Annotated in this window: 14 protein-coding genes and 2 riboswitches; of the genes, 10 read left to right on the forward strand and 4 right to left on the reverse strand. The window is 67.9% G+C overall.

Features of this window, described 5'->3' with window-relative positions:
• Positions 1-135: 135 nt before the first annotated feature.
• Entirely contained in the window at positions 136-921 is a 786-nt protein-coding gene (locus ACTJI2_RS15615; RefSeq protein WP_440842662.1) for a M48 family metallopeptidase, read from the forward strand.
• Positions 922-1,003: 82 nt separating this feature from the next.
• Positions 1,004-1,513 carry a hypothetical protein gene (locus tag ACTJI2_RS15620; protein ID WP_183639750.1) on the forward strand — a complete coding sequence of 170 codons (510 nt, stop codon included), beginning with the start codon at positions 1,004-1,006 and terminating at the stop codon, positions 1,511-1,513.
• A gap of 377 nt (positions 1,514-1,890) precedes the next feature.
• Here ACTJI2_RS15620 and ACTJI2_RS15625 read toward each other — a convergent pair whose 3' ends face one another.
• Positions 1,891-2,742 (reverse strand): alpha/beta fold hydrolase, encoded by an 852-nt coding sequence (locus ACTJI2_RS15625; protein WP_440842663.1) that lies wholly within the window; start codon positions 2,740-2,742, stop codon positions 1,891-1,893.
• Positions 2,739-3,701 carry a ferrochelatase gene (gene hemH / locus ACTJI2_RS15630; RefSeq protein WP_440842664.1) on the reverse strand — a complete coding sequence of 321 codons (963 nt, stop codon included), beginning with the start codon at positions 3,699-3,701 and terminating at the stop codon, positions 2,739-2,741. The genes ACTJI2_RS15625 and hemH overlap by 4 nt, the downstream gene beginning before the upstream one ends.
• 201 nt (positions 3,702-3,902) lie before the next feature.
• Between hemH and ACTJI2_RS15635 the strand changes: the two genes are divergently transcribed.
• The 8 genes from ACTJI2_RS15635 to ACTJI2_RS15670 all read left to right on the forward strand — a co-directional run bounded on the left by ACTJI2_RS15635 (position 3,903) and on the right by ACTJI2_RS15670 (position 12,071).
• Positions 3,903-4,775 carry a lipid-binding SYLF domain-containing protein gene (locus ACTJI2_RS15635; RefSeq protein WP_183641312.1) on the forward strand — a complete coding sequence of 291 codons (873 nt, stop codon included), beginning with the start codon at positions 3,903-3,905 and terminating at the stop codon, positions 4,773-4,775.
• 94 nt (positions 4,776-4,869) lie between these two features.
• Positions 4,870-5,100, forward strand: coding sequence for a Sec-independent protein translocase subunit TatA (tatA, locus tag ACTJI2_RS15640; protein ID WP_141454997.1), 231 nt, complete (start codon positions 4,870-4,872; stop codon positions 5,098-5,100).
• A 21-nt stretch (positions 5,101-5,121) separates the two neighbouring features.
• Positions 5,122-5,514: a Sec-independent protein translocase protein TatB gene (gene tatB / locus ACTJI2_RS15645; protein ID WP_141454996.1), complete on the forward strand. Its 393-nt coding sequence runs from the start codon at positions 5,122-5,124 to the stop codon at positions 5,512-5,514.
• Complete coding sequence (tatC, locus tag ACTJI2_RS15650) at positions 5,495-6,271, forward strand: twin-arginine translocase subunit TatC (protein ID WP_192198295.1); 777 nt, start codon at positions 5,495-5,497, stop codon at positions 6,269-6,271. Before tatB ends, tatC begins: the two co-directional genes overlap by 20 nt.
• Before the next feature lie 159 nt (positions 6,272-6,430).
• Positions 6,431-7,105 carry a hypothetical protein gene (locus tag ACTJI2_RS15655; protein WP_192198294.1) on the forward strand — a complete coding sequence of 225 codons (675 nt, stop codon included), beginning with the start codon at positions 6,431-6,433 and terminating at the stop codon, positions 7,103-7,105.
• Between the two features lie 88 nt (positions 7,106-7,193).
• Positions 7,194-7,400: riboswitch (cobalamin riboswitch) on the forward strand.
• A 269-nt stretch (positions 7,401-7,669) separates the two neighbouring features.
• Complete coding sequence (locus ACTJI2_RS15660; protein ID WP_440842712.1) at positions 7,670-10,006, forward strand: ribonucleoside-diphosphate reductase subunit alpha; 2,337 nt, start codon at positions 7,670-7,672, stop codon at positions 10,004-10,006.
• A 466-nt stretch (positions 10,007-10,472) separates the two neighbouring features.
• Entirely contained in the window at positions 10,473-11,492 is a 1,020-nt protein-coding gene (locus tag ACTJI2_RS15665; RefSeq protein ID WP_183639763.1) for a ribonucleotide-diphosphate reductase subunit beta, read from the forward strand.
• A 162-nt stretch (positions 11,493-11,654) separates the two neighbouring features.
• Positions 11,655-12,071, forward strand: a complete 417-nt coding sequence (locus ACTJI2_RS15670) for an acyl-CoA thioesterase (protein WP_183639765.1) — start codon at positions 11,655-11,657, stop codon at positions 12,069-12,071.
• Positions 12,072-12,142: 71 nt separating this feature from the next.
• Here ACTJI2_RS15670 and metE read toward each other — a convergent pair whose 3' ends face one another.
• Positions 12,143-14,422 carry a 5-methyltetrahydropteroyltriglutamate--homocysteine S-methyltransferase gene (gene metE, locus ACTJI2_RS15675; protein WP_440842665.1) on the reverse strand — a complete coding sequence of 760 codons (2,280 nt, stop codon included), beginning with the start codon at positions 14,420-14,422 and terminating at the stop codon, positions 12,143-12,145.
• A 208-nt stretch (positions 14,423-14,630) separates the two neighbouring features.
• Positions 14,631-14,872, reverse strand: a riboswitch (cobalamin riboswitch).
• Complete coding sequence (locus tag ACTJI2_RS15680; RefSeq protein WP_318288061.1) at positions 14,869-16,413, reverse strand: alpha/beta hydrolase; 1,545 nt, start codon at positions 16,411-16,413, stop codon at positions 14,869-14,871. (Overlaps the previous riboswitch by 4 nt.)
• Between the last annotated feature and the right edge of the window lie 58 nt (positions 16,414-16,471).

The raw sequence follows: 16,471 nt of genomic DNA on the forward strand, positions 1-16,471 counted from the left end.
CAAAAGCCAAATCCCCCCGTCACCCGCTTCGCGGGCTTCCGCCTCCCCTTTTTTGCAAAGGGGGCAATCAACATCGCTCCCCCTGCGCACTCCCGGACAGCCAGCAGCCGGGTATTCCATGCGATGCTTTTGTCCATGCCCTTCCGGTTGCAACGCCTGATCGCCAAGACGCCCCGCAGCGTCGAGCGCGACGTCGTCCCGCTGGCGCTGGAGGACGGCCGCACGATCGAGGTGCAGCGGGTCCGCGATCCGCGCGCGCGCCGGCTCAAGCTGAGCGTGGACGAACGCGGCGCGCGGCTGACCCTGCCGATGCGCGCCAGCCTGGTCTCGGGCGAACGTTTCCTGCACGAACACCGCGCCTGGCTGCAGGCGCAGCTGGCGCGCCAGCTCGGCGGCGAGGCACTACCCTCGCTGGTGCCGTTCACCACCGCCACCCTGCCGCTGCGCGGCGAGGATGTGCCGGTGGACTGGCAGGAAGGGCGCTACGCGGCCATCCGGCACGAAGACGGACGCATCCGCATCCAGATGCCGGCCCGGCTGGGCGACGCCGGACTGCGCCGGCACCTGCGCGCGTTCTACGAAACCGAGGCGCGCGCGGACATCAACCGCTGGCTGCCGCGCTACCTGGCGGCGCTGCCGCGCGCGCCCTCGCCGATCCGGCTGAAGATGATGTCCTCGCTGTGGGGCTCGCTGAGCCCGGACGGTGCGATGACGCTGGATCTGTCGCTGGTCGTCGCGCGGCCGTCGGCATTCGAGTATGTCCTGGTCCACGAGCTGTGCCATCTGATCCACGCCAATCATTCGCGCGCGTTCTGGCGCGAAGTGGAGACGCGGTTCCCGGCCTGGCGCGACGAGCGCGCCTACTTCCATGAGCATGGCCGCCGCCTCAAGGCGGGCCTGCGCGCACTGCTGGCCGGCTGAGGTTTCCGCTATCGTTCGATCCGGTGACGGGCCGGCGTGGATGCCGGTTCCGGTGATCATCGATGACAAGGAGAAATGCGGAATGCGTGGAATGCTGTTGGTGTGCTGCGTGGCGCTGGCCCTGGCGGGCTGCAAGCAATCGGCCGAGGAAACCCTGGCCGAGGCGGCGCTGGAAAAGGCGACCGGCCACAAGGTCGATCTCGACAAGGACGGTGAGACGGTCACCATCAAGACCGAAGAGGGGGAAATGAAGATCAGCGGCGGCGACAACGCCAAGCTGCCCGCGACCTTCCCCAAGGACGTCTACCTGCCGCCCAATTACGCGGTGGAAAGCGTGATGGAAGTGAACAAGACCCAGCTGATCGCGCTGAAGGCGCCGGGCGAGGTCGCCAAGCTGTACGCGGACGCGCGCACGGCGATGGAAAAGGAAGGCTGGAAGCAGACCATGGCGATGCAGGGCAGCGCCAACGACGGCCTGCTGGCCTACGAGAAGGAAGGCCGCAAGGCCACGGTCTCGTTCAACGGCGAAGGCGCGGGCGAGCCGGTCTCGATCGGCCTGCAGGTGATGGACGCGGAAACCGCCGCGCAGTAATCACCGTCGTGCCGGCCGCACCCGTGACCGAAGGTTTCGGGCAGACGCGGATCCCGAAAAAAAAAAAAGCGGCCTTCGGGCCGCTTTTTTTTTCCGCCGTCCGCTTCCTCGCCACACACCTCGGAAAGCTCGCGCCGGGACGGCGCTCCTACCCCGCTCCAGACCGATTGCGCATTGAGACACCCCGGTAGGAGCGGCCTCCGGCCGCGAGCTCCTTCCCGCACGCCCCGGAAAAGCTCGCGCCGGGACGGCGCTCCTACCCCGCTCCAGACCGATTGCGCATTGAGACACCCCCGGTAGGAGCGGCCTCCGGCCGCGAGCTCCTTCCCGCACGCCCCGGAAAAGCTCGCGCCGGGACGGCGCTCCTACCCCCAAGCTCAGGGGGCGGTGAAGAAATCGCCGATCGCGCGCGCCACGCCGGCCGGATCTTCCATGTGCAGGTGATGGGTGCCGGCCATGACGATCAACTCGCCGTTCGGCAACAGCGCCGCGCGCTGGCTGCGCAGCGGTTCGGGGAAGTAGGGCTGCGCCGGCTCGGCGAAGATCACCCGGGTCGGGCAGCGGATGTCGGCGACCAGCGCGGCGATCTGCGCCTCGTCCAGGCGCTGCGGGGTCGGCAGGGTCAAGCGCTGATCGCTGCTCCAGACATGGCCGCCGTCCACCGCGCGGATGCCGCGTTCCACCAGCAGCCGCGCATTGGCCTCGCTCAACTGGTTGGCCTGCATGCGCGCGCGGATCGGCGTGGCCGTGTCGGTGAACACGCGCAGGCGCTTGCCCGGCAGCGCGCGCGCGGCGGCGATCGCCTCCTGCCAGCGCGCGGCGGTGCGATCCACGGTCTCGGACAGGCCGCCGAGGGCTTCGATCACAAGCAGCCGGCGCACCCGCCGTGGCGAGGAAGCGGCCAGCAGGCTGGCGATGCCGGCGCCCATCGAGTGGCCGAGCAGGCAGAACTCGTCCCAGCCCAGCGCGTCGGCCAGATCCAGGACCGCGTTGACCGCCACCCCGCTGGTGTACTCGGCACCCGGACCGATATGCACGCTGTGGCCATGCCCGGGCAGGTCCGGAATGACCAGTTCGACGCCGGACAGATGCGCGGCCAGCGGCACGAAGCTGGCGGCGTTGTCGAGCCAGCCGTGCAGCGCCAGCACCCGCGTGCCGCCGGGCGCGCCGCCACGCAGGCCGCCGATCCGTCCCATCGCGATGTCGGCGGAAAACTCCTCCAGCCTCATGCCGGCTCCCCGGCCACCTGGCGCGCCAGCGCCGCCAGCGCGTCGGCGTGCGCCGGCGACGCGTTGAGGCAGGGGATGTAGCGCAGCTCGCCGCCGCGTTCGGCGAAACGCTGGACGAAACCGATCGCCACTTCCTCCAGGGTCTCCAGGCAGTCCACGGCGAAACCGGGGCAGACCACGTCGACCTTGCGCAGGCCGCGCGCGGCCATCGCGTCGAGGGTGGCGTCGGTGGCCGGTTCCAGCCAACGCTCCTTGCCGAAGCGCGACTGGTAGGTCAGGGTCCATTCGCCCTCGCCCAGCCCCAGCGCGGCGGCAATGGCGCGGCTGCTGGCCTCGCAGCGCTGCGGGTAGGGATCGCCCTCGCGCGCCAAGCGCTGCGGCAGGCCGTGGAACGAGAACAGCAGGTGCTCGCCGGCGCCGTTGCGCGCGCGCCAGTCGCGGATCGAATCGGCAACCGCGCCCACCCAGCCGGCATCGACCGAGTAGTCATCGATCACGGTCAGGTCGAAGCCCTTGGCCTCGCGCGCCAGCACGTCCTTGACCGACTCGGTGGTGGTGCTGGAGTACTGCGGGTACAGCGGCAGCACGATCAGCCGGCGAATCCCGGCCTGGCGCAGCTCGCGCAGCCGCTCCGGCAGGGCCGGCTGGCCGTAGCGCATGGCATCGACCACCCGCCAACGCGGCAGGCGTTGCTGGATCGCCTCGGCCAGGCGGCGGGTATGCACGGCCAGCGGCGAGCCTTCCGGCAACCAGATCTGGGCGTACTTGTGGGCCGCGCGCGGACCGCGCAGCGGCAGGATCAGGCCGAACAGCAGCGGGTACCAGATCCAGCGACTGAGCTGGACCACGCGGGGATCGAGCAGGAACTCGCCCAGATAGCGCCGGACGGCGGGAGCCGTGGGCGCCTCGGGCGTGCCTAGATTGACCGCGATCAGCGCGGTATCGGGTGCGTCGGGCATCCGCCTATTGTGGCAGAGCGCACTCTTGCGAGCCGCTTCTCCTTATCAATGGCCTTCTTCGATCGAATCGATGGACGGCGGCCGAAGGCCGGAATCCTCAGCGCCGATTCATTCGCATTTACCTATTTTCAAGCGGTTGCAGTAAATTTCTGCAAATCCACCTTCGGAGCGCCCATGAAACGCCGCCATTCCCGCCTGCTGATGCTGCCGGCCGCGACCCTGCTGGCCACCGCCCTGTTCGCCGGCCAGGCCCTCGCCGGTCCCAAGGAGGACGAGCGCGCCACCAACGCGGTGCGCGTGCTGGACGAAATCCGCCGCATCCCCGAGGAAGGCATCCCCGACAAGCTGCTGGACGAAGGGCGCGCCATCGTCGTCATTCCCGACACCCTCAAGGCCGGCCTGGTGTTCGGCGGCCGCCGCGGCCATGGCCTGATGTCGGTCAAGAACCCGGACGGCACCTGGTCGCAGCCGGTGTTCGTCAAGCTGACCGGCGGCAGCATCGGCTTCCAGGCCGGCGTGCAGTCCTCGGACATCGTCCTGGTGTTCCGCAACGACCGCAACCTGGACAACATCGTCAACGGCAAGATCACCCTGGGCGCCGATGCCGGCGTGGCCGCCGGTCCGGTGGGCCGCAACGCCGCCGCCGCCACCGATGGCCAGCTCAAGGCCGAGATCTGGTCGTGGTCGCGCGCCCGCGGCCTGTTCGCGGGCGTGGCACTGGATGGCGCCGTGTTGCAGATCGATGACGACGCCAACACCGCGGTCTACGGTGGCGGCAGCACGCCGCGCGCCATTTTCGAAGGCCGCGCCGGCCATCCGTCCGGCGCCGTGGTCGGCTTCCGGGATCAGCTGGAGGAAGTGACCGCGGCCGCGCGCGCCGCGCGTGCCGGCAAGTCGACGCCCGCACCGGCCGCGACCGTGACCGCAGCGGCCCCGGCAGCGGCCGCTTCGACCGCGCCGGCGGCCGAAACCGCCCCGCTGGGCCAGGCGCCGACCACCCCACCCGCCCAGTCCGGTTTCCAGCCGGTGGCCGAGGGTGAAGTCCGTACTGAACCGCTCAACAGTACGCCCTAGGAAAAGCGAAAACATCGCACCGCGCCCGGGATCTCCGGGCGTGCCTGCGCTATGCTGATCGCCTGAATTTCATTACTCAACGCACGAGAAGACCATGGGCGGTTTCAGCATCTGGCATTGGATCATCGTTCTGGTGGTCGTTCTGCTGATCTTCGGCACCAAGCGCTTGCGCAACGTCGGCCAGGATCTGGGCGAAGCGGTCAAGGGCTTCAAGAAGGGCATGCAGCAGGACGAGGACAAGCCGGTCGAACGGCTTGACGATCAGTCGCAGTCCCGCAACGCCGAATCCAGCGCGTCGAAAGAGCGCGACCGCGACGCCAACTGACCGCGCGGCCGGCCTGCCGCCATGTTCGATATCGGCTTCAGCGAACTGCTGATCATTGCCATCGTCGCGCTGGTCGTCCTGGGCCCGGAACGGCTGCCCAAGGCGGCGCGTTTCGCCGGCCTGTGGGTACGCCGCGCGCGCGCGCAATGGCATTCGGTGAAGGACGAATTCGAGCGCGAGCTGGCGGCCGAGGAACTCAAGCGCAGCCTGCGCGACACCGAAGAAGCGCTGCGCGAGACCGAACGCAAGGTGCGCGAGGGCGCGGCGCAGACCGAACGCGAATTCGAGGACCTGCGCGCCTCGGTGGAAAGCACGCCGGCCCCCGCCCCGGGCGCCGAACCGGAACCCGCCCCGCCGGCCGACGACGCCGCGACCACGCCCCACGACGCCAGCGATGAACCACGACGCACCTGAGGATCAGGCCGAAAGCAGCCTGATGGGCCACCTGCTGGAGCTGCGCACGCGGTTGATGCGGGCGCTGCTGGGCGTGGTGATCGTGCTGGTGGCGCTGCTGCCGTTCGTGAAGACGCTGTACAGCCAGCTGGCCCTGCCCATGCTGAGCCAGTTGCCGAAAAGCCAGGCCGCGCAGATGATCGCCAACGATCCGACCTCCGGCTTCTTCGCGCCGATCAAGCTGGCGTTCTTCGCCGCCCTGTTCGCGACCGCGCCGTGGCTGCTGTACCAGGCCTGGGGTTTCGTCGCGCCGGGTCTCTACAAACACGAGAAGCGGCTGGCGCTGCCACTGCTGGTCTCGGCGATCACGCTGTTCTACGCCGGCTGCGCGTTCGCCTACTTCCTGGTGCTGCCGGGCGTCTTCCACGCACTGATGATGTTCACTCCGGACATCGTCACCATCGCGCCGGATCCGGGCAAGTATCTCGATTTCGTGCTGGTGATCTTCCTGGCCTTCGGGGTCAGCTTCGAGCTGCCGGTGGCGCTGGTGATCATGGCGGTGATGGGCTGGGTGACGCCGCAGCAGTTGCGCCAGGGGCGTGGCTACGCGGTGGTCGGCATCTTCATCCTGGCCGCGGTGATCACGCCGCCGGACGTGGTCTCCCAGCTGATGCTGGCGATTCCGATGTGCCTGCTGTACGAAGCCGGCATCCTGGCCGCGCAATGGGTTGCGCCGAAACCCGACAGCGACGATTCGCGTACGCCGCGCGATGCGTGATCCGCATTCGCGCTGATCGCGCCGGGTGATTGGCCGGCGTTAATTGCTCTCCACATTGCTGAAGTCGCGAGCCTGAACCGTTCGCGGCGGTGCCTTGGGTACGTTCATCCTCGCTTTGCCAGACTCGCCCGCGCTGACGCAAACGAGAAAGGAAGATCGATGAATCAACGCCTGGGTGCGGTCTGTCTGCTGAGCCTGTTGTCGGCCTGCCAATCGGAACATCCCGTCGATACCGCCAACGCCACGTCCGCCACGCGAGCGGTCGCGACCGCACCGGCTCCGCCGCCGGTGTCCGATGCGCAGGCCTCGCGCATCGCCTTGCAGGCGCAGTTCGTGGACGAAGCGCTGGGCGTGGCGATCCTGCCATGGCCGGGTTTCACCCTGCGCCGCGACTTCCGCCGCAGCTATCTGGCTATCGATGACTGGAAGGCGTTCGCCCAGACCGACAGCCGCGGCAAGGCGGTGGCCGCGCTGGTGCTGGACGGCTCCAACGAGGTGACGGCGGCGGAGCTTCGCGTGGGCGTCAGCGATGACGCGGACAGCGTGGCCCGCTGCCTGGAGGTTTCCGATTCGGCGCTGCCCACGCCGCGCGACGAAGTCCGCATCGATGGCCAGCCGTTCCGGCATTTCCGCGCCAGCGACGCGGCGATGAGCCACTACCTGACCGTGGACGCCTACCGCGCGGTGCGCCAGCAACGCTGCTACGCCATCGACCTGCTGGTGGTCGGCACCCGTCCGGAGGTCTACGACCCGCCGCGCACGCCGCCGTTCGACGGGGCCGTCGCGCAGGCGCGCCTGCACGAAGCGCTGGCGGCGATCCGCTTCGTGAAGTAGTCATCGCGTGGAACGCCCGCCACTGCAAGGTGTCGGGTTTCACAACAGCGTCGGCACCATATTTGGTGTTGACGCTCCCATATGCCCCCACTATCTTGTGGCCGTCGGTTCCTCCGGCCGCAAGCCGGGGGATGAAAAGGGAAGCCGGTCGAATGCCGGCGCTGCCCCGCAGCGGTAGGTGGAAACGAACCCGTCATTGGCACTGAGGCGCCTCGCCTTGGGAAGCGACGGGCTAGGAGGAAGCAAGGCTTCCGCGTCCACGAGTCCGAAGACCTGCCGACAGCCGCGCGTTGCACACCGCGCGGTGCCGGCCGCGGAATCTCCGGGGGGAGATGGCTGGTGAAGCAGGCCGGCCATCCGTTCCACGGTCGCGGTCCCTGCGACGCCGCTTCCCCACCCTGATGCTTCATCCGGCCTTCCGCTGCCTGCGAGGGACAGGTCGCCGCGTGCATCACGCATGGAGGAAGCCCCGTGACCCCGACCGATACCGCCGTCGCCGAAACCGACGTCTCCCCGTCCCAGAAGGACGCATTCCTGTTGACCTCGCCGCCCACCGCCACCGCGATGAGCGTGACCAAGCGCAACGGCAGCCGCGAGCCGGTGGATCTGAACAAGATCGTCCGCGCGGTGCAGCGCAGCTGCGAGGGCCTGCACGCCATCGATCCGATGCGCGTGGCCACCCGCACCATCTCCGGCCTGTACGACGGCGCCAGCACGCGCGAACTGGACGAACTGTCCATCCGCACCGCCGCGCTGCTGACCGCCGAGGAACCCGAATACAGCCGGCTGGCCGCGCGCCTGCTGGCCAGCTACATCGCCAAGGAAGTGACCGGGCAGGAAATCCAGGCGTTCTCGCAGTCGGTGACGCGCGGCCACGAGGTGGGACTCATCAACGATCGCCTGCTGAACTTCGTGCAGACCAACGCGCGCAAGCTCAACGACGCGCTGGACGCCTCGCTGGATCTGCATTTCGATTACTTCGGCCTGCGCACCCTGTACGACCGCTACCTGCTGCGCCATCCGCACACCCGCAAGGTCATCGAGACCCCGCAGCAGTTCTTCCTGCGCATCGCCTGCGCGCTCAGCGAGGACGTGTCCGAAGCGCTGGCGCTGTACCGCCGGATGGGCAACCTGGACTACCTGCCCAGCTCGCCGACCCTGTTCAACTCCGGCACCACCCACGAACAGCTGTCCTCGTGCTTCCTGCTGGATTCGCCGCAGGATTCGCTGGAATCGATCTACCAGAAGTACGGCGATATCGCCCAGCTGTCCAAGTTCAGCGGCGGCATCGGCGTCAGCTACACGCGGGTGCGTTCGCGCGGTTCGCTGATCAAGTCGACCAACGGCCATTCCAACGGCATCGTGCCGTGGCTGAAGACGCTGGACTCCTCGGTCGCGGCGGTCAACCAGGGCGGCAAGCGCAAGGGCGCGGCCTGCGTGTACCTGGAAACCTGGCACGCCGACGTCGAGGATTTCCTGGAACTGCGCGACAACACCGGCGACGAATCGCGCCGTACCCACAACCTCAACCTGGCCAACTGGGTGCCGGATCTGTTCATGAAGCGGGTGGAGGCCGACCAGGAATGGTCGCTGTTCGATCCGCGCGTGGTGCCGGAGCTGACCGATCTGTACGGCGAGGCGTTCGAGCAGGCCTACCTGCAGGCCGAGACCCAGGGCAAGGCCGCCAAGGCGGTGCCGGCGCGCAAGCTGTATGCGCGGATGATGCGCACGCTGGCCGAGACCGGCAACGGCTGGATGACCTTCAAGGACAAGTGCAACCGCGCCAGCAACCAGACCCTGCGCGCGAACAACGTCATCCACCTGTCCAACCTGTGCACCGAGATCCTGGAGATCACCTCGGCCGAGGAAACCGCGGTCTGCAACCTGGGCTCGATCAACCTCGCCCGCCATTTCGACGAGTACGGCGACTTCGATTTCGAACGCCTGGCCGAAACCGTGCGGCTGGCGGTGCGCCAGCTGGATCGGGTGATTGATCTGAACTTCTACCCGATCGAATCGGCGCGCCGCGGCAACCTGCGCTGGCGCCCGGTCGGCCTGGGCTGCATGGGCCTGCAGGACGTGTTCTTCCGCAAGCGGTTGGCGTTCGACAGCGCCGAGGCGCGTGCGCTGTCGCAGAAGATCGCCGAGACCATCTACTTTCACGCGCTGGAAACCTCGTGCGAGCTGGCCGAGGAACGTGGCCGCCATCCGTCCTTCGCCGATACCCGCGCGGCCTCCGGAGAACTGCAGTTCGACGCCTGGAACGTGGCGCCGCAGGACGGCGCGCGCTGGGACGCGCTGCGCGCGCGCATCCGCGAGCACGGCCTGCGCAACTCGCTGCTGATCGCCATCGCCCCGACCGCGACGATCGCCTCGATCGCCGGCTGCTACGAATGCGTGGAGCCGCAGATCTCCAACCTGTTCAAGCGCGAGACACTGTCCGGCGACTTCCTGCAGGTCAACCGCTATCTGGTGGCCGAACTGAAGCAGCTGGGCCTGTGGACGCCGGAGATGCGCGATGCGATCAAACTGGCCGAGGGTTCGATCCAGGGCATCGCGCAGATTCCCGAGCCGCTGCGCCAGATCTACCGCACCGCCTGGGAACTGCCGATGCGCTCGCTGATCGACATGGCCGCCGAGCGCGGCGCCTACATCGATCAGTCGGCCTCGCTCAACCTGTTCATGGAAAGCCCGAACATCGGCGCGCTGTCGTCCATGTACATGTACGCGTGGAAGCAGGGCATCAAGACCACGTACTACCTGCGCTCGCGCCCGGCCACCCGCATCGCCAAAACCACGGTCAGCAGCGTGGGCAGCGAGGCGCCGAAGCCGGCCTATACGGCGGTGGAAGCGGTGTCGTGTTCGCTGGAGAACCCGGAAGCGTGTGAGGCGTGCCAGTAGTCGGTTTCATGGGTGGTCGAGAGACCACGCATGCAAAAAAATCCCCCCGCGCAGGATGCACGCAGGAAAGACAGGAACAGGAGGTTCCGGGCGCACGGATGCGCCAATCCCTTGAACAGTCCCCTCCCCCGCTTGCGGGGGAGGGCCAGGGTGGGGGCAAGGCCGAAGCCATTGAACGCAAACCGCCGGAACGCCCACCGAAGAGCCATTTCGCTTCATCACGTTTTTTTCGCGGACGGACAGGCCTCCACTTCGTTCGCCCCCATCCCAACCTTCCCCCGCCAGCGGGGGAAGGAGCGGAAATTCGCGAACGGATGCATCCCGCTCCGTTTGCCTCCATCCCGGCCTTCCCCCGCTTGCGGGGGAAGGGGCGGAAATCCGCAAACGGATGCATCCCGCTCCGTTTGCCCCCATGCCGGCCTTCCCCCGCTTGCGGGAGAAGGCGCTGAAACAGGAAAAATGCGACATGTCCTCCCAACCCCGCCAGATGCTGCTGGACCCCGGCTTTGAACTGACCCTGCGCCCGATGCGCTATCCGCAGTTCTACGAGATGTACCGCGACGCGATCAAGAACACCTGGACGGTGGAGGAGATCAATTTCCAGATCGACATCAGCGATCTGCACGACAAGATGACCCCGGCCGATCGTCACCTGATCCACCGGCTGGTCGCGTTCTTCGCCACCGGCGATTCGATCGTGTCCAACAACCTGGTGCTCAACCTCTACCAGCACCTCAATGCGCCGGAAGCGCGCATGTACCTGTCGCGCCAGCTGTACGAGGAAGCGCTGCACGTGCAGTTCTACCTGACCCTGCTGGACAACTATCTGCCGGATCCGGCCGAACGGGTGAAGGCGTTCGCGGCGGTGGAGAACATCCCCTCCATCCGCAAGAAGGCCGAGTTCTGCTTCAAGTGGATCGACTCGATCCAGGACCTGCGCCGGATCGAAACCCGCGAACAGCGGCGGCAGTTCCTGCTCAACCAGATCTGCTTCGCCGCCTGCATCGAGGGCCTGTTCTTCTTCGCCGCGTTCGCCTACGTGTACTACTTCCGCTCGCGCGGCCTGCTGCCGGGGCTGGCCTCGGGCACCAACTGGGTGTTCCGCGACGAGAGCTGCCACATGGAGTTCGCGTTCGAGTCGGTGCGCACGGTGCGCGAGGAGGAGCCGGACCTGTTCGACGACACCATGCGCCAGCAGGTCTACGACATGCTGGCCGAGGCCATCGAGTGCGAGGTGCAGTTCGCCGAGGACGTGCTGTCCGGCGGCGTGGCCGGCATCTCCACCCGCGACATGCGCCAGTACCTGCAGCATTGCGCCGACCAGCACTTCGTCAAGCTGGGCATGGAGAAGAAGTACAACGTGCGCAACCCGCTGCCGTTCATGGAACTGCAGGACGTGCAGGAGCTGACCAACTTCTTCGAACGCCGCGTCTCGGCCTACCAGGTCGGCGTGCAGGGCGAAGTCGGCTTCGACCACGCGTTCTGACCGTTTCCTGTAAACCACCTTGTGGGAGCGACGTCAGTCGCGATGCGCTTCGGCCGGATCAGGAGCTTTCGCGACTGACGTCGCTCCCGCAGGGATTCATTCCGGAATCCGTTTCCTGCGCTAGGATGCAGCCGGGAGGCACTGGCACCACGGAGCAACCCCATGTCCGAACATCCCCTGTCCGACCTGCGCCCGACCGAGGCGCGCCTGCTGCACATGGTCTTCCCGGACCACACCAACCACTTGGGCACGCTGTTCGGCGGCCAGGCGCTGGCGTGGATGGACATGTCCGCCTTCATCGCCGCCTCGCGCTACGCGCGCACCACCGTGGTCACCGCAAGGTCGGAACAGGTCGATTTCAACCAGCCGATCCACAAGGGCGATCTGGTCGAGGTCATCGCCCGCATCGTCAAGGTCGGGCGCAGTTCGATGAACGTCGATGTCGAAGTCATCACCGAGGATCTGCTGAGCGGCGAGCGCAAGCTGTGCACGCGCGGCCACTTCGTGATGATCGCGCTGGATCCGCTGGGCCGGCCCACCCAGGCTCCGCCGCTGCCGCCACCGGTCGTGCAGGGCTGAGGTCCGTCCCCCTCCGCTGACCGCGGATGCCGTGGCGCGCACGAGGCTGCGCGCGCCACGGCCCGGCCGCATCACGCCGCGGCCCGCATCCTCTTCGCCGCCTCCACCATCGCCTCCAGCGCCGCGCGGGTCTCCGGCCAGCCACGCGTCTTCAGCCCGCAGTCCGGATTGACCCAGATCTGCTCCGGTGCCAGTACCTCCCGCGCCTTGTCCAGCAGGGCGTGCATCTCGCCGCTGTCCGGAACCCGCGGCGAATGGATGTCGTACACGCCCGGCCCGATCTGGTTCGGGTAGCGGAACTTCACGAATGCGTCCAGCAGTTCCATCCGCGAGCGCGAGGTTTCGATGGAGATCACGTCGGCGTCCATCGCCGCCACGGCTTCGATGATGTCGTTGAACTCGGAGTAGCACATGTGGGTGTGGATCTGGGTTTCGTCGGTCGCCACCGCGGCGGTGATGCGGAAACATTCCACCGCCCAATCGAGGTAGCGTGACCATTCGGCCCTGCGCAGCGGCAGGCCTTCGCGCAAGGCTGGTTCGTCGATCTGGATTACGCCGATGCCGGCGGCTTCCAGGTCGCGGACCTCGTCGCGCAACGCCAGCGCGATCTGCCGGCAGGTCCGCGCGCGCGGCTGATCGTCGCGGACGAAGGACCACTGCAGCACCGTCACCGGTCCGGTCAGCATGCCCTTCATCGGCCGGGATGTGAGTGATTGCGCGTGCCGCGACCAGCGCACCGTCATCGGCGCCGGCCGCACCACATCGCCGAAGATGATCGGCGGCTTCACGCAGCGGGAGCCGTAGCTCTGGACCCAGCCGTTGCGGGTGAAGGCGAATCCGTCGAGCTGCTCGCCGAAGTACTCGACCATGTCGTTGCGCTCGAACTCGCCGTGCACCAGCACGTCGATGCCGAGTTCCTCCTGCACGCGCACGCAGCGCGCGATCTCGGTCGCCAGGAAGGCGTCGTATTCCGCATCGGGCAGTTTCCCGGCGCGGTTGAGCGCACGGGCCTGGCGTACTTCCGGCGTCTGCGGAAAGGAACCGATGGTCGTGGTCGGATAGGGTGGCAGGCGCAGGCCGGCCTGCTGGCGCGCGCGGCGCGTGGGATAGGGCGAGGAACGATGGGCGGCCGCGGGCGTCAGCGCGGCCAGGCGCTCGGCCACCTCTTTCCGGTGCACGCGCGCGGAACGGCGACGGCTTTCGTGGCGCTCGCGGGCGATGGCCAGCGCCGGCCCGGCCGCGGGCGCATCGTCCAGGGCGGTCGCCAGCAGGCGCAGTTCCTCCAGCTTCTGCCGCGCGAACGCCAGCCAGCCACGCAGTTCGGCATCCAGCCCGGTTTCGCCTTCCGCGTCCACCGGCACGTGCAGCAGGGAGCAGGAAGGCGCCAGCCACAGCCGGTCGGCACCGACATGGCCCTGCGCGTAGCGCGCGAGCACCAACGCGTTGTCGAGGTTGGCGCGCCAGATGTTGCGGCCGTCGATCAGCCCGAGCGACAGCGTCCGCCCCTCCGGCATGGCTTTCAGCACGGCGTCGAGTTGGTCCAGCCCGCGCATCAGGTCCACATGCAGGCCATCGACCGGCAGGGCCGCCACCAGCGGCAGGTTCGCGCCCAGGTCGCCGAAATAGGTGGTCAGCAGCAGCTTCGGGCGCGTCGCTTGCGCCAGGGCGGTGTAGGCGTGCCGGTAGGCCTGTTGCAACGCCGGGTCGGCGTCCAGCACCAGGCAAGGCTCATCGATCTGCACCCATTCGGCGCCGGCGGCGGCCAGCCGCGACAGCAGTTCCGCGTAGGGTGGCAGCAGGCGTTCGAGCAGCGCCAGCGGATCGCCGCCATCGCTTGCCTTGGACAGGCGCAGGAAGCTCACCGGTCCCAGCAGCACCGGCCGCGCATTGAAACCGGCCGCATGGGCCTCGTTGAACTCGCTCAACGGCTTGTCGCCACGCAGGCGGAACGTTTGCTCGCGATGCAGTTCCGGCACCAGGTAGTGGTAGTTGGTGTCGAACCACTTGGTCATTTCCAGCGCGCGCAGGTCCACGCCGTCCTGTTGCCGCCCCCGCGCGAGGGCGAAATAGGCCGCCAGCGGATCCACGTCCGCCAGCGCGCGATAGGGTTCGGGGATGGCGTCGAACAGGAAGGCGGTGTCGAGCACGTGGTCGTACAGCGAAAAGTCGTTGCACGGCACGACATCGACGCCCGCGTCTACCTGCATGTGCCAATGGCGGAGGCGAAGCCGGCGCGCGGCGGCGTGCAGTTCTTCGCCGGTGGCGTCGCCGCGCCAATGGGCTTCCAGTGCCCGCTTGAGTTCCCGGCGCACGCCGATGCGCGGGAAACCGAGATTGCCAACAGTCGTCATGATGCATGTCCTCATTCGTGGTCGGATGAGGAACGAAGGACCGCGCCGCCTTCATCGCCGATGGCGATGGCGGACAACGCCAGCGACCTTCGCCCCCTCGGGCGAACCGGAACGGCGAAGGGAGGCGCACGGACTTGCGCGCGGACGCGACGCGTCCGCGGCAGTTCCGGGCACCTCCCCTCGGAAGTTCCAGGTCATGCGGAAGACTTCGGGTCTTCCGGCCAAGGCAGGTCTTCGGGCTCATGGACGTCGGCCCGATCCGGGGATCGGGGCCGGCCTACTGTCCGCCGCTTCCCGGCCCTTGGGGGCCAGTGCCGATGACGGGGGTCGTTTCCAAATACCGCTGCGGGGCAGCGCCGGAATGGGGCTTTTCGGCCCGCACCGGCTTCCCTATTAATTCCATCTCTTCATTCGCATGAAGAGATGGAAACCCTGGCCCGGGCACGTTACGGCGATGCGACCGCTGCGTCAAGCGGCCTTCCTCGCGGGATACGGCCCGCCACCTTGGCGGGCGCGGCAAAAGCCGGCACGGTGAAGGTCGGGGAAGACAGGGTCACTTCCGTCGGCAGATCGCGAAGCTCTCCCGTGCGCAGGAAACGGTGGACCGCTTCCCGGGCCGCCGGCTCGTTGCGCAGCTGATAGAACGTGCCGTCGTGACCACCGCGATGGATCACGATGGCGTGGCCATTGCGCAGGTAGGGCAGTTGCGCCAGCGCGTTGTCGATGGGCGTGGAGGTATCCCAGTCGCCGTGCACCAGCAGCACCGGCGTATCGATCGGCCGCAGCTGGCGGTAGTCGTCGCCCAGATCCGGTGTCGGCCATGTCGACGCGGCCGCCAGATAGGGCGCGAAGCCGCCCTCGCCGAGATAGGCGCTGGCCGGATCGTGGCGCAGACGGAACTCGTGAGACGGCGTGATGCCCAGGCTGGTGTCGATCAGCGGTCCAATCAGCTTGTATTCCTGCGCCTGCCGGCCCTTGGCCACTTCGCGGGCCCAGTCCGTGTAGCGGCCGTGGTACAGCGACAGCACGAACGCGGGCCAGGTGTGCGGCACGCTGGCCTCGGCCAGCAGCGAAGCCTGCAGGTCGGCCAACCCGATCACCACCGGTCCACCGCCATCCTGCGGATCGACCGTGATCGGCTGCCGCGCGAAGCGTTCGCGCAGCGCGTCGATGGCGGCCATCAGTCCGCCCGTCGGCAGATACGGCGCCAGGCCGGGATCCCGATCGGCATCGAAGGCGATGCGCTGCATCGTCGCCAGCAGCGGCGATGGCATGTCGTAGCCGAAATCCAGCGGCTCCACCGACGACAGCACGGCGCGCGCGACGATGTCCGGATGCGAGCGCATCACCGCGAAGCTCCATTGCGATCCAAAGCTGCCGCCGAACAGGCTGATGCGCGGGTAGCCCAGCGCGCGACGCAGATCGTCGACGTCGTCGGCGCAGGCGTCGATGGTGTAGCCCGCCAGATCCTTGTCCGGATGCGCGGCGATGGCCGAGGCGGCGCGACGAAGCGCGTCGTCGATGTCATCCCGCGCGGTGTATTCGCGGTCGCGCGGCCACGCCGGCGACATCGCGGTCAGTTTTTCACCGCGCTCGCTGTAACCGCGCTGTTCGATGATGACCAGATCCGCGGTGTCCCGATAGGTCAGCCAGGATCCGAGCCGATTGCGCGCGGTCTCGGTATCGCCGTCGAATGCCTCCAGCACCGCCAGGCCCGGGCCACCGGGTAGCCAGAAGACGGGCGGCGCACCGGTGGGCACGCGTGCGCGGATGCGGGCGAAGCCCACCCCGATCAGGCGGCTGCCGGTGGCACGGCGGTTTTCCGGCACGTACAGCGTGCCGATTTCGTAGGGCACCGTCGTACCATCCGCGGCGCGGACCGTCGCCGCGGTGACCACGATGTCGCCGGCGCGGCGCGCCTGCGCGAAGGCGCCGGAAGCGATGGAACCAAGCATCATCACGACAGCCGACAACCAGAGCCTGCGCTTCATGGGCGGATTCCCGACGATGGGGTGGGCGTAGCCTCGCTCCACAGATATCTTTATGTCA

It is taken from the genome of Pseudoxanthomonas sp. 22568 (genome assembly GCF_052044485.1).
In the GTDB taxonomy this organism is placed as follows: domain Bacteria; phylum Pseudomonadota; class Gammaproteobacteria; order Xanthomonadales; family Xanthomonadaceae; genus Pseudoxanthomonas_A; species Pseudoxanthomonas_A beigongshangi.

Excerpts from the sequence above, each read along its gene's own strand:
- tatC (WP_192198295.1), top strand. The coding sequence starts at position 5,495 with ATGAACCACGACGCACCTGAGGATCAGGCCGAAAGCAGCCTGATGGGC.
- metE (WP_440842665.1), bottom strand. The coding sequence starts at position 14,422 with ATGACGACTGTTGGCAATCTCGGTTTCCCGCGCATCGGCGTGCGCCGG.
- tatA (WP_141454997.1), top strand. The coding sequence starts at position 4,870 with ATGGGCGGTTTCAGCATCTGGCATTGGATCATCGTTCTGGTGGTCGTT.
- tatB (WP_141454996.1), top strand. The coding sequence starts at position 5,122 with ATGTTCGATATCGGCTTCAGCGAACTGCTGATCATTGCCATCGTCGCG.
- ACTJI2_RS15665 (WP_183639763.1), top strand. The coding sequence starts at position 10,473 with ATGTCCTCCCAACCCCGCCAGATGCTGCTGGACCCCGGCTTTGAACTG.
- ACTJI2_RS15655 (WP_192198294.1), top strand. The coding sequence starts at position 6,431 with ATGAATCAACGCCTGGGTGCGGTCTGTCTGCTGAGCCTGTTGTCGGCC.
- ACTJI2_RS15620 (WP_183639750.1), top strand. The coding sequence starts at position 1,004 with ATGCGTGGAATGCTGTTGGTGTGCTGCGTGGCGCTGGCCCTGGCGGGC.
- ACTJI2_RS15625 (WP_440842663.1), bottom strand. The coding sequence starts at position 2,742 with ATGAGGCTGGAGGAGTTTTCCGCCGACATCGCGATGGGACGGATCGGC.
- hemH (WP_440842664.1), bottom strand. The coding sequence starts at position 3,701 with ATGCCCGACGCACCCGATACCGCGCTGATCGCGGTCAATCTAGGCACG.
- ACTJI2_RS15670 (WP_183639765.1), top strand. The coding sequence starts at position 11,655 with ATGTCCGAACATCCCCTGTCCGACCTGCGCCCGACCGAGGCGCGCCTG.
- ACTJI2_RS15635 (WP_183641312.1), top strand. The coding sequence starts at position 3,903 with ATGCTGCCGGCCGCGACCCTGCTGGCCACCGCCCTGTTCGCCGGCCAG.
- ACTJI2_RS15660 (WP_440842712.1), top strand. The coding sequence starts at position 7,670 with ATGAGCGTGACCAAGCGCAACGGCAGCCGCGAGCCGGTGGATCTGAAC.
- ACTJI2_RS15680 (WP_318288061.1), bottom strand. The coding sequence starts at position 16,413 with ATGAAGCGCAGGCTCTGGTTGTCGGCTGTCGTGATGATGCTTGGTTCC.
- ACTJI2_RS15615 (WP_440842662.1), top strand. The coding sequence starts at position 136 with ATGCCCTTCCGGTTGCAACGCCTGATCGCCAAGACGCCCCGCAGCGTC.